General features: G+C 52.2%; 18 protein-coding genes. 6 read left to right on the forward strand and 12 right to left on the reverse strand.

Features of this window, described 5'->3' with window-relative positions:
• Positions 1 to 28: 28 nt before the first annotated feature.
• Positions 29 to 229 carry a 50S ribosomal protein L31 gene (gene rpmE, locus D7X94_RS04310; RefSeq protein WP_120426462.1) on the reverse strand — a complete coding sequence of 67 codons (201 nt, stop codon included), beginning with the start codon at positions 227 to 229 and terminating at the stop codon, positions 29 to 31.
• A 180-nt stretch (positions 230 to 409) separates the two neighbouring features.
• Here rpmE and D7X94_RS04315 point away from each other — a divergent pair, with 180 nt between their 5' ends.
• The 4 genes from D7X94_RS04315 to D7X94_RS04330 all read left to right on the forward strand — a co-directional run bounded on the left by D7X94_RS04315 (position 410) and on the right by D7X94_RS04330 (position 2,523).
• A complete protein-coding gene (locus D7X94_RS04315; protein ID WP_120426463.1) occupies positions 410 to 706 on the forward strand; it encodes an MGMT family protein in 297 nt (98 codons plus the stop codon).
• Between the two features lie 5 nt (positions 707 to 711).
• Positions 712 to 1,236, forward strand: a complete 525-nt coding sequence (locus tag D7X94_RS04320) for a methylated-DNA--[protein]-cysteine S-methyltransferase (RefSeq protein ID WP_120426464.1) — start codon at positions 712 to 714, stop codon at positions 1,234 to 1,236.
• Positions 1,237 to 1,353: 117 nt separating this feature from the next.
• Entirely contained in the window at positions 1,354 to 1,956 is a 603-nt protein-coding gene (locus tag D7X94_RS04325; RefSeq protein ID WP_120426465.1) for a TetR/AcrR family transcriptional regulator, read from the forward strand.
• A gap of 48 nt (positions 1,957 to 2,004) precedes the next feature.
• Positions 2,005 to 2,523, forward strand: a complete 519-nt coding sequence (locus tag D7X94_RS04330; RefSeq protein ID WP_120426466.1) for a flavodoxin domain-containing protein — start codon at positions 2,005 to 2,007, stop codon at positions 2,521 to 2,523.
• Here D7X94_RS04330 and lexA read toward each other — a convergent pair.
• Entirely contained in the window at positions 2,517 to 3,098 is a 582-nt protein-coding gene (lexA, locus tag D7X94_RS04335) for a transcriptional repressor LexA (RefSeq protein WP_120426467.1), read from the reverse strand. The two genes, D7X94_RS04330 and lexA, sit on opposite strands and share 7 nt — an antisense overlap.
• 703 nt (positions 3,099 to 3,801) lie before the next feature.
• Here lexA and D7X94_RS04340 point away from each other — a divergent pair.
• A complete protein-coding gene (locus tag D7X94_RS04340) occupies positions 3,802 to 4,635 on the forward strand; it encodes a M23 family metallopeptidase (protein WP_120426468.1) in 834 nt (277 codons plus the stop codon).
• A 375-nt stretch (positions 4,636 to 5,010) separates the two neighbouring features.
• Positions 5,011 to 7,083: an elongation factor G gene (locus D7X94_RS04345; RefSeq protein ID WP_120426469.1), complete on the forward strand. Its 2,073-nt coding sequence runs from the start codon at positions 5,011 to 5,013 to the stop codon at positions 7,081 to 7,083.
• Positions 7,084 to 7,389: 306 nt separating this feature from the next.
• Here D7X94_RS04345 and ychF read toward each other — a convergent pair whose 3' ends face one another.
• From ychF to D7X94_RS04385, 10 genes are all read right to left on the reverse strand, one after another.
• Positions 7,390 to 8,484 (reverse strand): redox-regulated ATPase YchF, encoded by a 1,095-nt coding sequence (ychF, locus tag D7X94_RS04350; protein ID WP_120426470.1) that lies wholly within the window; start codon positions 8,482 to 8,484, stop codon positions 7,390 to 7,392.
• 76 nt (positions 8,485 to 8,560) lie between these two features.
• Positions 8,561 to 8,761, reverse strand: a complete 201-nt coding sequence (locus tag D7X94_RS19450; RefSeq protein ID WP_279221747.1) for a tyrosine-type recombinase/integrase — start codon at positions 8,759 to 8,761, stop codon at positions 8,561 to 8,563.
• A complete protein-coding gene (locus D7X94_RS18970; protein WP_279221748.1) occupies positions 8,758 to 9,279 on the reverse strand; it encodes a tyrosine-type recombinase/integrase in 522 nt (173 codons plus the stop codon). The genes D7X94_RS19450 and D7X94_RS18970 overlap by 4 nt, the downstream gene beginning before the upstream one ends.
• A 243-nt stretch (positions 9,280 to 9,522) precedes the next feature.
• On the reverse strand, positions 9,523 to 9,765 hold the full coding sequence (locus D7X94_RS18975) for a hypothetical protein (protein ID WP_243111151.1): 243 nt from the start codon (positions 9,763 to 9,765) through the stop codon (positions 9,523 to 9,525).
• A 157-nt stretch (positions 9,766 to 9,922) separates the two neighbouring features.
• Positions 9,923 to 10,102: an excisionase gene (locus D7X94_RS04360; RefSeq protein ID WP_279221752.1), complete on the reverse strand. Its 180-nt coding sequence runs from the start codon at positions 10,100 to 10,102 to the stop codon at positions 9,923 to 9,925.
• A 416-nt stretch (positions 10,103 to 10,518) separates the two neighbouring features.
• Positions 10,519 to 10,626 carry a helix-turn-helix domain-containing protein gene (locus D7X94_RS19785; RefSeq protein WP_442857878.1) on the reverse strand — a complete coding sequence of 36 codons (108 nt, stop codon included), beginning with the start codon at positions 10,624 to 10,626 and terminating at the stop codon, positions 10,519 to 10,521.
• Between the two features lie 49 nt (positions 10,627 to 10,675).
• Entirely contained in the window at positions 10,676 to 11,029 is a 354-nt protein-coding gene (locus tag D7X94_RS04370) for a sigma factor-like helix-turn-helix DNA-binding protein (protein WP_147401656.1), read from the reverse strand.
• 218 nt (positions 11,030 to 11,247) lie between these two features.
• Positions 11,248 to 11,418: a hypothetical protein gene (locus D7X94_RS18345; protein WP_158590890.1), complete on the reverse strand. Its 171-nt coding sequence runs from the start codon at positions 11,416 to 11,418 to the stop codon at positions 11,248 to 11,250.
• Positions 11,419 to 11,458: 40 nt separating this feature from the next.
• Positions 11,459 to 11,815 (reverse strand): hypothetical protein, encoded by a 357-nt coding sequence (locus D7X94_RS04380; protein WP_120426475.1) that lies wholly within the window; start codon positions 11,813 to 11,815, stop codon positions 11,459 to 11,461.
• Positions 11,808 to 13,193 (reverse strand): MATE family efflux transporter, encoded by a 1,386-nt coding sequence (locus tag D7X94_RS04385; RefSeq protein ID WP_120426476.1) that lies wholly within the window; start codon positions 13,191 to 13,193, stop codon positions 11,808 to 11,810. The genes D7X94_RS04380 and D7X94_RS04385 overlap by 8 nt, the downstream gene beginning before the upstream one ends.
• Positions 13,194 to 13,827: the final 634 nt, after the last annotated feature.

Consider the following 13,827-nt stretch of genomic DNA (forward strand, 5'->3'; position numbering starts at 1 on the left):
GAAAATCCTTTGAAGGCGTTCCGCCAGACTACTTCAGGCCATAACGCTTCTTAAACATGTCCACCCGGCCACTGGTGTCCACCAGCTTCTGTTTGCCCGTAAAGAACGGGTGGCATTTGGAACATATTTCGACTTTGATGTCCTTCTTTGTGGAACGGGTATGGATCACGTTCCCACAGGCGCAGGTGATCGTGGTCTCCTGATAGTCGGGATGTATATTCTCTTTCATCGCTCTGTTTCACCTCTTTGCAGTCAATATGGAAATAGTATACCACGTTCCCCGAAAAAATGCAAGAGCCATTTTTCGGGGAACCATCATTAGAGTTTCCCTGGAAGCGCGCCAAAATTGATTGACAATTTTCCCTCTTCCCGTTTATACTAGATCTATCACAAAATCAGGAGGCGCCCAATGGACGACAGTCTTGTTTACGAAATTCTATCCGTAGTGGAAGAAATCCCCCCAGGAACCGTAGCCAGCTATGGCCAGATCGCCCGCCTCACCGGTCGGGAGAAAAACGCCCGTCTTGTGGGAAAGATCCTCAGCCGGGCAGAGTTTTACGGAGACTACCCCTGCCACCGAGTGGTAAACCACGCGGGCCGTACCGCCCCCGGCTGGTTCCAGCAGAAATCGCTTTTGGAGGCTGAGGGCGTGGAATTCCAGTCCAACGGCTGCGTCGATATGAAAAAATATCAATGGGAGGCATGAATTCCATGATTTGTTATACCGAAGTTCCTTCCCCTCTGGGAAAAATTACCCTGGCCAGCAATGGCGCCGCGCTGGCCGGCCTCTGGCTGGAAGGCCAGAAATATTTCGGAGGCTCCATCCTAGGCGGGGCGGAACGGCAAGACGGCCTCCCGATCTTCCGCCAAACCCAGGGTTGGCTGGGCCAGTACTTTTCCGGAGAAAAGCCTGCCGCTTCCCAATTACCTCTCGCCCCTATAGGAAGCCTCTTCCGCGAAAAAGTCTGGAATGCTCTTCTCCGCATCCCCTATGGCCAGACGGCCACTTATGGCGCTATCGCTAGGGAATTAGGGGCTAGTTCAGCCAGCCAGGCAGTAGGCAGCGCGGTGAGCCACAACCCCATTTCTATTATCATCCCCTGCCACCGTGTAGTGGGAGCCAGCGGAAGCCTTACCGGCTACGCCGGAGGCATTGAAAAGAAAGTCTGGCTTTTAAAGCTGGAAGGCGCGGATACGGCCGGGTTATTTGTCCCTAAAAAGGGTACGGCTCTATAGTATTTGGCAGGCGGGAATCCCCCGTCTGTTTTTTACTTGACAAAGCGAACGATTGATAGTACAATATATAAACTATCGATTGCTCGCCATCGCTTATTCCCTCCTAAGGAGGCGTCTATGAATACCAAAGAAAGAATCCTCTGGGAAGCCCTAGAGCTGTTCTCCCAGAGAGGGTATCACGCGGTATCCGTCAGGGACATCGCCGGAGCCGTAGGCATTCGCGAAAGCTCCTTATATAACCATTTTGCTGGGAAAAAGGAGATTTTCCAGGCTGTTGTGGATATCTGCTGGCAAAAGGCAGAAGAATACTATCACAACCACGGCCTGCCTTTTTCTCCGGAAGAGGACCTTTCCCCCTTTCAGCAAAAAAGCCCCCAGCTGGAGGAAACTCTGCTGGAGGTATTCGCTTATTTCTTTCAAGACCCCTGGAACACCCGCTTTCGACGGCTGCTTACCCTCAACCAGTTTGACGACTCCCAGATGGGATCCCTCTACCAGCAGCTTTACTGCCAGTATCCGCTGAAAATCCAGTCGGCCATCTTTTCCGGGCTGATGGAACGGGGCATTCTCCAACAGGCAGATCCCCATGCACTGGCCCTGGAGTTTTACGGCGGAGTGTTCCTTCTGCTGAATCTCTGCCCAGACTGGGAAGAAGCCCGTCCCCGGCTGCTGGACCACATTCGGCTGTTTCAGTCCCAGCAAATCCAGCTTCCCGGCTAGCTCTACGCCCTTTGATGTTCTTACCCAATCTAAAAAAGGAGAATCACTATGAAAACCATCATACTATACTGCTCAAAGACCGGCTTCACCCGTCAATATGCCCAATGGCTTCAGGAAGAGCTTCGGTGCGACTGCGTCCCCTTTTCAGAGCGGAACACTGTGGATCTCAGCCAATATCAAGCCATCGCCTTCGGTTCAGGATGCTATGTAGGAAAAATACGAAAATTGGACTGGTTCAAAAAGCAGGCCCAGAAGCTTCGGGGCAAAAGGCTGGCCGTGTTCTTCACGGGAGCCATGCCGCCCGATGCCCCTGACGTCCACCGCCTGGAACGGGAGAACTTTACCCCGGAGGAACTTCGCGCAATAAAACCCTTCTATCTGCAAGGAGGGCTGAACTATAAGCAGATGTGCCTAAAAGACAAGCTGCTTATGGCGGGATTCCGGAAAATGCTCAAGGCCCACGCGGATTCCTCTAAGGAAAAGGTCATGCTTCAAAACATCCAGCATTCCTTCGACAAAACCAGCAGGGAAAGCCTCCTCCCCCTGCTGGACTACCTCCGTCAGTAGTACCTCACCACTGCGATCACTCTGCCCAGCAGCGACACCTGGTCGCTGTAAATCGGCTCGAAATCCGGATTTTCCGGCTGCAGGCGTATTCTGTCCGGTTCCCGGTACAAGCGTTTGACTGTGGCCTCGTCCTCAATCATGGCCACCACAATATCCCCATCATCGGCAGTGGGAACCCGCTCTGCCACCACAAAATCCCCATCCAGGATTCCCGCGTCCCTCATACTCAGGCCCACCACATGCAGGGCAAACAGCTCCTTGCCTTCCTTTTGAGGAAAGGGGATATAGCCCTCGATATCCTCCACCGCCAGAATGGGAATCCCGGCTGTGACCCGGCCTAGAATAGGCACCTGCGCGGCTGGCTGGCTGCCCTCAATGCGAATGGCCCGGTTCAGTCCCACCTCTCTATTGATATAGCCCAGCTTCTCCAGGGTTTTCAGGTGGGCATGGACGGTAGAGGTGGAACGCAAGCCCGTGGCTGTACAGATCTCCCGCACAGTGGGAGGGACCCCGCTGGGCATGGTTTTCACCAGAAAATCATATACCTTTTGTTGGCTTTCTGTTAAACGAGCCATTGCTTTTCCTCCTATATCGTTTCCTTTTCTGAGAGTAGTACTGTGTGGCCTCCGAACGCACAGAAACGCGTTCTCCGGCAGGACCATGGAGCTCCGCTCCACACCACGCCACCTTTTTAAAGGTGGACGAAATTTTTACCCTAGTCAACCTTTATGCACTCAGCCAACCAGCGTAAAAATTTCGCCAGCCTTTTCAAAGGCTGCGGGGTTTTCAGGGGTGGAACCCCTGAATCGCCGGAGGCTTGCGTAGCGAAGCGAGCGCCTCGCGCGATGGGAGAAAACTCATGAGACACAACGAGGCCGGGCTTTCTCCTTGCGCTCCCTTGGCGTTGTGTCCATTATACCACATTCTCCAGGAAAAGTAAAACGAATGTTTGAAAAAATTTCCAGAGCTCTTCAAAACAGAAGGTTCACAAATTCCCCTGGATTTCTTTAAGGTTTATTCACAGCACTTTAACAACTCCCAGGGAAGTTTGGGCTATAATAAGCATGTACTCGAAAGAAATGGACCGCACCTTTTCTTGAGATACATGTTCTACCCTCCTCAATAATACCCCTCAAGCAAAACGGAAACGGGCTGGCTTCGGCTGGCTCGTTCCGTTTTTGCGTTTTCCCCGGGAATCTTCTCCCACGCCCTGCATAATGCTTTGCCTTTCCGGCCAAAATACCGTTGACCGAAAACCTCTGAAAGGAAGCATAGTCTATGAATGGAAAACGCTTTTCTGAAAATAAGGCCCGGCGCAACGGCTTCTATCTTGCCCTGGCGGTCTGCCTGGTAGCGGTAGGCATTGCGGCCTGGAGCACCTTTGACGCGGTGCAGGGGTACATTGCGGCCAACGGCGACCCCGGCTCCAGCACCTCCTCCGGAGCGTCCGGCTCTTCCCAAGAGAACCCGGGAAGCGATGACCCGGAGGCCCCCCGGAGCCCCGCTCCCAAAACCCCCGCTCCAAGCACCCGTCCCTATACAGCGGTGAAGCCCTCAGAATCGCCGTCTGCCACACCCAAACCCCGGCCCTCCGCCCCCACTCCCGCTCCCAGCGCGGACCCCCAGGACACCCAAACCGGAGAGGAAACCTCCGGCGAGGAGCCCCAGGTGCCTGTCAACGCCCCCCTCTATGAGATCAGCGGGGAGATGATCTACCCCTTGAGTTCCAAGGAAGTGTCCAAGGCCTACAGCGCGGGCGCGCCAGTCTACTCCTCTACCATGAAGGACTGGCGGGTTCACGCGGGCATGGACCTCTCTGCCGAGAGCGGCGAGCAGGTGTTGGCCTGCGGCAACGGTATGGTGAAGGAAACCTATACCGACAACATGCTGGGCAACGTGATGGTTGTCGAACACGGAGAATACCTGTTTTATTACTGCGGGTTGGGAGAAAACTATCTCTGCTCCCCCGGCGACGTGGTGTCCATGGGCCAGGCCATTGGAACTGTCACTGCCGTACCCGCCGAATCTGCCGACCAAGCCCACCTCCACCTGGAGGTCCGCCGAGACTCTTCTTATCTGAATCCCCAGGCTGTTCTAGAAGGAGAAGAATAGCCCCGAGGCAAAAGCATTTCCCCCCTGCCAAGATGACTTTTCGCTGAGAAAAGTCATCTTTTTTCATTCCCACATTACTCTTCTCTTTTTGCCTTCCTTTCATGATATAGACCTTTGCTTCAAAACTCTTAATACTTTTTGAGATGTCGTGTGCGTAGCCATCTGTCTCTCAGAAAGTATACTTTTGAGCCATACGAAGCTGTAATTCCAAAAAATGAGCTTTCGCAGAAAAAAGCAGTTGAATTTCTCTGATGAATAGTTTATAATTAAAAGGAGCCTTGTGATAAAACTTGTGCAAATTTAATAATACATGGCGAAGGGCCTTGGCGAAACCGCCAAGAAAATTTCCCGGAGCCTGTGGAAGGGGCAATTCGTATGAACCAATACCAGGAAAAAAACATCATTAACCTGGCTGTAGCGGGCCACGGCGGCGCGGGAAAAACCACTCTTGGCGAGGCCATGCTGTATCTGGCGGGAGCTTCGGACCGCCGTGGCAAAGTGGGCGACGGCAATACTGTATGCGACTATGACCCAGAGGAAATCCGCAGAAAGGCCTCTATTTCGGCTGCGGTAGCCCCTCTGGAGTGGAAGGGCAAGAAGATCAACCTGCTGGACGCCCCCGGCCTGTTCGATTTTGAGGGCGGAGTCTGTGAGGCCATGCGCGCCGCAGACACGGCGCTGATCGTAGTTTCCGGCAAGGACGGTCCTTCTGTGGGCACTGAAAAGGCCGTGGCAGCGGCGGAGAAACGGGGGCTTTCCAAGATCTTCTTCGTCAACGGTCTGTGCGACGAAAGCGCCCGGTTCTACCGGGTGTTTGAGGACTTGAAAGCTCAGTTCGGCCCTTCTGTCTGCCCGGTGGTGGTGCCCTTCATCGAAGGGGATCAGGCGAACATCTACATAAACCTGCTGGAGTACCGGGCCTATGACTATTCCGGCGGCAAACCCGTGCAGGTGCCCCTGCCGGATATGGGAGACAGGCTGGAGGGCTTGCGCACCGCCATCTGCGAGGCCGTAGCCGAAACGGATGACGCCCTCTTTGAGAAATACTTCGCAGGCGAGGAGTTCACCCCGGAAGAAGTGATCGTGGGCGTGAGCAAGGGCGTAAAGTCCGGCGCGATTTCTCCTGTATTCTGTGGCGACGCCATGCTCATGCGGGGCATGGAGCAGTTTTTGGACGGCCTGGCCTGGCTGGCCCCCTCCGCGGCTGAAAAGGCTGGAGAAATCGGCATGGACCCCGATGGCAACCCGCTAGAGCTTACGGTAAGCAGCGATGGCGCTGCGGCGGCGATTGTATTCAAGACGGTGGCGGACCCCTTCATTGGCAAGCTCTCCTATATCAAAGTGGTGTCTGGCAAGATCTCCACAGAGTCCCAGCTTATTAATATGCGTACCGGAGCCGCAGAGCGGGTTGGCAAGACGGTCATGCTCACCGGTAAAAGGCAGGAGGACGTAAAGTTTATTGGCGCGGGAGACATTGGCGCGGTGCCCAAGCTCTCCACCACCAATACCGGCGATACCCTGTGCTCTCCCGCACGGAAAGTGACTCTGGAAGGCGTTGAGTATCCCACAACCGCCCTTTCTATGGCAATTGTGCCCAAGAAGAAGGGAGAAGAGGATAAAGTGGCCCAGGGAATGTTGCGCCTTTCCGAGGAGGACCCCACCCTGCGCTTCTCTACTAACAACGAAACCCACGAGTTGATTATCAGCGGTCTGGGCGAGCAACACCTGGATGTGGCGATCACCAAGCTGAAAACAAAGTTTGGTGTGGAAGTCACCCTGAAGGAGCCCAAAGTGCCCTACCGGGAGACCATCCGCAAAACCGTGCAGGTCCAGGGCCGGCACAAGAAGCAGACCGGCGGCCATGGCCAGTTCGGCGATGTGTGGATTGAGTTTTCTCCCTGCGACAGCGAGGGCCTGGAGTTTGGTGAGCGCGTGGTAGGCGGCTCGGTACCCAAGGGTTTCTTCCCGGCGGTGGAAAAAGGCCTGCGGGAATGCATTCTCAAGGGGCCCCTGGCCGGATATCCGGTGGTGGGTCTCTCCGCAGTGCTGTACGATGGCTCCTATCACCCGGTGGATTCCAGCGAAATGGCCTTTAAGACTGCGGCCAGTCTGGCCTATAAGGCAGGTATGCCAAAGGCGGGCCCGGTGCTTCTGGAGCCCATCGGCCACTTGAAGGCCACTGTGCCTGACGGAAACATGGGCGACGTCATGGGCGAGGTGAACAAACGTCGGGGCCGGGTTTTGGGCATGGAGCCCGCCGGCGCGGGCCGTCAGACGGTAGAGGCCGAGGCGCCTATGGCAGAGATGCATGATTTCAGCACTTTCGTCCGCCAAAGCACCCAGGGACGGGGCAGCTTTACCTTTGAGTTCGAACGCTATGAGGAGGCCCCGGCCAACGTGGCCCAAAAGGTGATCGAACAGTCCAAGGCGGAAAACGGCGAGGACTAAGCGTCATGTAAATAGAAACTCCCTCCGGTTTTCCGAGGGAGGAGATGAAAAAAAGTATCCTTGATGTTTCGGGGGCGGTATGGCTTCGGCTATGCCGCCCTTGTTCGGTTTAAGTAAAGTAGGGGATAAACGACAAAAGGAGCTACTGCCCGCAAGCGGTAACTCCCAGAATTTGCAACTTTTTCCTGATAGGAAATTGTATAGTTAACGCAGTTCAAAAGAGGTACTCTACCTCTTTTGAACCAGGCGGCGTAGCCGCCCAGCTTGAAAATCGGTAAATGCTGATTTTCAAGTGTGTTTACTATATCAGACATTAAACCGGAACAATACGATATCTCCATCCTGCATTACATACTCTTTTCCTTCTGAGCGCACCAGACCCTTTTCCTTGGCGGAGACCATAGAGCCGGATTCCATCAGGTCCTGAAACCCGATTACCTCCGCTCGGATAAATCCCCTCTCAAAGTCGGTGTGAATTTTTCCAGCGGCCTGAGGCGCTTTCGTGCCCTTTTGGATGGTCCAGGCCCGAACCTCATCCTTGCCGGCAGTGAGATAGGAAATCAGCCCCAGCAGGGAATAGCAAGCGGTAATCAAACGATCCAGACTGGACTCGCTGAGGCCCAGATCCCCTAAAAACAGGGCCTTGTCCTCCGGTTCCAGGCCGGAAATCTCCGCTTCCATCTCCGCGCAGATGGGCAGCACGGCAGCATGCTCTTTCTCCGCCGCAGCTTCTACCGCCTGGAAAAAGGGATTGCCCTCCACGCCAGCCTTAAAATCCTCTTCGCTTAAATTAGCGGCGAAAATGACCGGCTTATTGGTCAGCAGGGATACCGAGTTCATCAGCTCCCGTTCCTCCTCGCCACACTCCATGCTTCGGGCAGACCGGCCACCTTCCAGAGCTTCCCGCAGCCGCAGAAAAAAGTCCAGCTCTGCCTGGTATTTCTTGTCCGCCTTCAATAGCTTCCGGGTCTTGTCAATGCGTCTGTCCAGCACCTCGATGTCAGAAAGAATCAGCTCCAGGTCAATGGTTTCGATGTCCCGGACCGGATCAATGCTGCCCTCCACATGGATGATGTCCCCATCCTCGAAGCAGCGCACCACATGGACAACCGCGTCCACTTCCCGGATATTGGCCAGAAATTTATTGCCCAGGCCCTCGCCTTTTGAGGCGCCCCGGACTAGTCCCGCGATATCCACAAATTCGATGGTGGCGGGGGTGAATTTGTTGGGCTGATACATCTCTGCCAGCCTGTCCAGTCTTTTGTCTGGCACCGCTACCACGCCTACGTTCGGCTCGATCGTACAGAAAGGGTAGTTGGCGGACTGGGCTCCCGCGTTGGTAATTGCGTTGAACAGCGTGCTTTTTCCCACATTTGGCAGGCCGACGATTCCTAGTTTCATATATCTTCACTTCTCCTTTGTTTTCTAGGGATTTTAGTACTTCCTTTTCTTTCCGCGCCATTTCCGCACCAATATGTTATGGGGATTTGGTGCGAGACAACTCAAACTGGCGGACAGCGTCTGCCATAGAGTCATCTGTGACATGAACATATCTACCCATGGTCGTCTTGATACTCGCATGGCCCAGCAGCTTTTGGAGGACTTTGGGCGGCATACCGCTTTCAACAGCGCAAGTTGCGTATGTGTGCCTTAATGAGTGCATACAGAACCGTTTCATACCAGCGTCGTCACACAGCTTATAGAGGTAGGTATCGTAGGAACTGTTTTTGGGAGCTCCCCTGTCCTCCAATTTATGAATACGGGGTCACGCATTATTAAGTATTTTATCTCATCTGTCCGCCTATCGATATACTCCAAAATCTGGGAAAGGATTTCTGACTCTTTTCTGAATTCACGCTCCAAGTAACATTCCTGCAAAATGGAGTATGCACTGTCGGTCAGCGGTGTTGTCCTGTATCTTTTCTCTGTTTTGGACGGACCTGCACGCCAGTAACCTTGTTTGTGCCGGCACTCCAATGTTTTGTTCACGGTCAGGGTATGCTTTTCCCAGTCAATGATATTCCAAGTAAGACCAATCATTTCCGGCGTGCGCAGACCGGTTTCCAGCAGCAATGCGTACTGACGGTAGTTATGAGATTTTTTTGCAGCCTCCAGAAATTTTATCTGTTCCTCAACGCTTAGAAATTTGATGTCATCTACTGCCCTAACCGGCTTAGTATATCTGACGCCATCCATCGGATGCTTTACGATAATGTCATTTATCAGAACAGCTTAAAACATAGCTCCCATGGCTATATATGTTTGCCGTATGGTTGAACCGGCATAGTTAAGCTCCATACGATTTTAAACCGTTTTGCAACATATTGGTTTCCCATCGGAAATAGCCATATTACCTAAGATAGGCTGCATGTTGTCGTCATAGCGTTCCCTATAGTTTCTTATAGTATTAGGGGCAAGGTCACAAATCAGGTTTTCAATTCAGTAGATAAACCATCCGTCTACCGTCATATCACGTTCTGCTAGTACGATGCCATGCCGACTCTCATATTGTGCATCGGCAAGCCAGTTTCGTGCTTCTGGAAGGGGGTCAAAATGCTTTTCATGGCGTCGACCATCCTTTCCGCTGAAACGTGCAGTGTATTTTTCGTCCTTTCTTTGGCAGAGGCTTTTCCCGCATGCTCTGCCTTTTAGATCTTTTCCCGTACGATGAACTCCTTTCACAAGGCGCATTCCTACTTATTGTGAACGAGTCCAAAGTGACAGTTCATTATAGCATATATCTCTTTGGATTTTCAAGGTATACTAAAGATTTTGGTGCGCACCGGCTTAAAAAAGGCGGGAGAACACCGTGGAAATTGCGCAGCCCCGCTTCCTAATTTCAAATTACCAGCTTTGTGTGAATATACTCCTCAAACTCCCGGCATTTTACTAACTTACGTGTACCTACGTAAAGAACAAAGGTACAGTTCGGCTGTTTTAGCATAGAATCTATTTTATTTATACCTATGTTACTGTATTCTGCTGCCTTACGAATCGCAAGAGTCATTTTTAAGTAAATAGGAACCTTTTCAAGATTATCACTTTTTAGGTTAACCGCTTGCTTCTAAATGTTTTGCATAAGATTACCGCAGCTTTCTTTGAATGTGCGAATATCTCTCCGCAGGCGCTTGTTTTTTTTCACAACTGCTACACGCCGCAGACTAAAATCTTACAACCGAAAAAATCTTCCCCGGCGTCCGTAGCTAACAGATTGCGGAGTGGTCGGTTCTCCCATATCTTCTGCAGGGGTGTCGCATTGGGGCGGCGCCTCATATCTACTCTTGACCACCTCTGGTGGATAGCCGCTCGCCCACAGGGATATGTACCGGGTCAGACTGTGAAATTGTCAAGGCACAAGGGGCATGGAGAAATACCTTCATATAATAAAGACATTTTGAAGTGCGAAAATCTAATCGTCCTATCAAAAAATTTTTCTCAGATTTCAAATTTGGGAATTTTTTCGAGGAGATGAAGCAGAATGGAGTGCCGCAAATCTTCATCCAGCTTACCGTCAACACAACTATAATAGTCGATTAGCGTCATATACAGTTCTACAATATCAGCCAGAGCCTCAATATCTCCAGCAACGGCCTCAGTCAGGGCAGTACAACTCTTCCTTGGTCGTGCCTGTCACCCCCTGGCGGAGCTGTTTGAGGACCAGCGAGCGTTGATTGTACACATTCTGTACCGTACAGCCAAGTTTACTCGCTATTTTTTCCGGCTCCATCTCAAGGACAAACAGCATGGTAAGCATCTGCTTTTTCATGGCCGGGAGCTTGGCGAAGGCCTGCGCGAACTGTTCCTCCGAAACTCTATCCAATGGTATAGATAATGGATTTCTGTTACCATCCCGCAAATAATTTCTCCTGATTCTGTATGCCAAAACCTCCATCCACTTAGTAAACCTCGCCCTTAACTCGTCCCGCTCCTGTTCTTTGCCGCACATAGTGCGCGCCTTTACTTCCCATTCTTGCACATACGCTTACCCTCTCGACCGGGCCAGCTGTTTTTCCCCAGCATTTCATAGCCGGCGGTATTATCATGGGGAGAGTCGATGAACTCTGCCTTACCAGCCAGCGGGGACTCGCCTAAATATGATTGCAAGAGGATGCTGCCACCCCCAGTGAAGATGGCCGGGTTGGAGCGGAGGTCAACCTGAAGCTCTCAGAGCTGGTTTTGGATATCGTTGGCATGGAGACGAGCGACGTTATAAATTTCCTCCTTCACCTCATCGGGAAGGTACTCCTCTTTACCCTGGAAGACATTGGCAATATGTTCATCGTCGATCTTCATGTCGTACTGAGAGCTAATTTTGCAGATAACCTCGTTGTTCATGGTGATGACGCCAGTTTCCAGGGAGCGGCAAAACTGCAAATCAGGCTTGCCGTTTTGCATAGAGTGGGATACCAGTTGTTTGCACCGTAGTAAAAATTAGTTGGAAGATTATTCCCGCAAAATCTCCGATTTTTCCGGCTGCGTTTCCAGGTTGTAACACACTATACCTTGCAAGCCCGACAATGATAGCGAAGGTGACAGCGGACACATCACATAGCATTGGCTCTCCCAGAAGCCCCGGCAGTTCCCCCGCCAGCTCCACCGCCGCTGGAAATTTTCCGCCCCGTTCGCTCCGATAGGCTTCTAGTACGGCGTCCGGGCAGCTAAGGCCGCTCTTCCGTGCTCTTGCTGTGGTCCGTAGCTTCTCTACAATACATTCGCAGCTGGTTTCACGCATAGCCTTTCTCCTCCTTCACCTGAGTTTGATCTTCTGTTACCGGCAGCTTTTTCCTGATGAACCGCCGAAAGTAGGCCGCATTGGTAACAGCTGTGAGAATGTCCGAAACCGGCTCGGCCAGTACAACGGCAAATACACCCCAGCTAAAAATATTCGGCAGAACATAAATCAGGGGAATCAGCAAAATCACCTTGCGGTAAAACGCGAAGAAGAACGATTTTCCTCCCTCGCCCAGAGAGTTGTAGGTTTGCTGGAAGGTGGAGTTGGCCCCAGTGGTAAACACGCCGAAGATGTAGATTTGCAGCATTCTGCCGCCCAGCTCTACTAACTCTGGGTCGGAGTTGAAGACACGGATAAACAGCTCCGGGAAAATCACCACAATCGCCGTGACAATAACGGTGAAGATGGAGTTTGCGGTCAGCGCCAGCTTGATGGTAGCCCGCACCCGGTGGTAGGCCCTTGAACCGTAGTTGTACCCGATAATAGGCTGGGAGCCTTGGGCCACGCCCTCCACTGGCAGCAGCACGAACTGGAACATGGAAAAGAGAATCGTCATAGCCCCCACGGCTAAATCCCCGCCGTAGGCGTAGACCTGCCGGTTGAAACACACGTGCAGCACCCCTTCCGAGGCGCTCATGAAGAAGGGCGCGGAGCCCAGGATGATAATTTGCCTGAGGATTTTCCAGTCGGGCCGCAGGTTCTCCCGCCTGATGCGCAGGGTGGGCTTTTTCCCCATCAGGAACAAGAGCACCCACACGAAGGACGCAAATTGGCTGATAACCGTAGCCAGCGCCGCCCCTGCCACGCCCATGTTCATGGCAAAGATAAACAGCGGGTCCAGCGCCATATTCAGCACCGCGCCCAGCATGGTGGTGATCATGGCGGTCTTGGCAAAGCCCTGGCTGGTGATGTAGTAATTCATGCCAACAGTGATTTGCACGAAGATGGTGCCTATAATATAGATAGTAAGGTAGCTGTCGGCATAGGGCAAGGTCTGGTCGCTTGCCCCGAAAACGCGCAAGATGGGGGACTTGAGCGCCAACACCCCTGCGGTGATGAGCGCCGAGGTAATCAGCAGCATAGAGAGGCTGTTACCCAGAAACTTCTCGGCGGTCCGGTTGTCCTGCTTACCCATGTGAATAGCCGCATGAGGCGAGCCACCACGCCCAAACATCCCGGTGAAGGCCGTCACAACCGTGACAATGGGCGCACAGATGCCGATGGCCGCCATGGCGATGGCACCGTCCTGCATCTGACCGATGTAGATACGGTCTACCAGGTTGTAGAGCAGGGTCACAATCTGGGCGCAAATGGCGGGGAACGCCAGAGACCATAGGAGCTTGGGTATCTTCCAGTTGGCGAGCTTTTGGTTTTCCATTTGTGTCACTCCTGATTTTATACTTTGAGACTATTATAGCATAGCCACAAGCCGCTTTGCGTCTTGCCAAATCGCTTTCGCGATTTGTAAATCTGCTACGCAGATTTGGCTCTACTGAAATCTCCTGCGGATATTATAGCAAATTTCAAACACAAAATCACGGATTTATTTTAAGTCCATGTGTGGCTAATTGTAACACGCTCCAACTAACACATGAGAAAAAGCCACACCACATCTTAGAAGCTTTATCGATAGGATTTGTGTTGCGATTTTCGAGCAAATTCAGTGGGGAGCAAGGCGTGAAAACGCCGGCAATCTGGCGATTGGCAAGTTTTCACAACACCGTTTCCCGGCTGAATTTGCCGAAAAGGGGAATATAAACGCCTATTGGCACGGCTTCTTAGCTTTTGCCCTTGCTTTTATGCTCATTAAGATGTATAGTTAACCCAGTTCAAAAGAAGGAGAATACCTCTTTTGAACCAGGCAGCGCAGCTGCCCAGCTTGAAAATCGGTAAGTACCGATTTTCAAGTGCGTTTACTATACAATCTGCCCAATACTTCACAAGCATTCCTATAGAGAATGAAATTTGAACTTTGAAAAAATAAAATCTCCCCGTATGATGTATATGAGTTT

Source organism: Acutalibacter sp. 1XD8-33 (assembly GCF_003612555.1).
GTDB lineage: Bacteria > Bacillota > Clostridia > Oscillospirales > Acutalibacteraceae > Acutalibacter.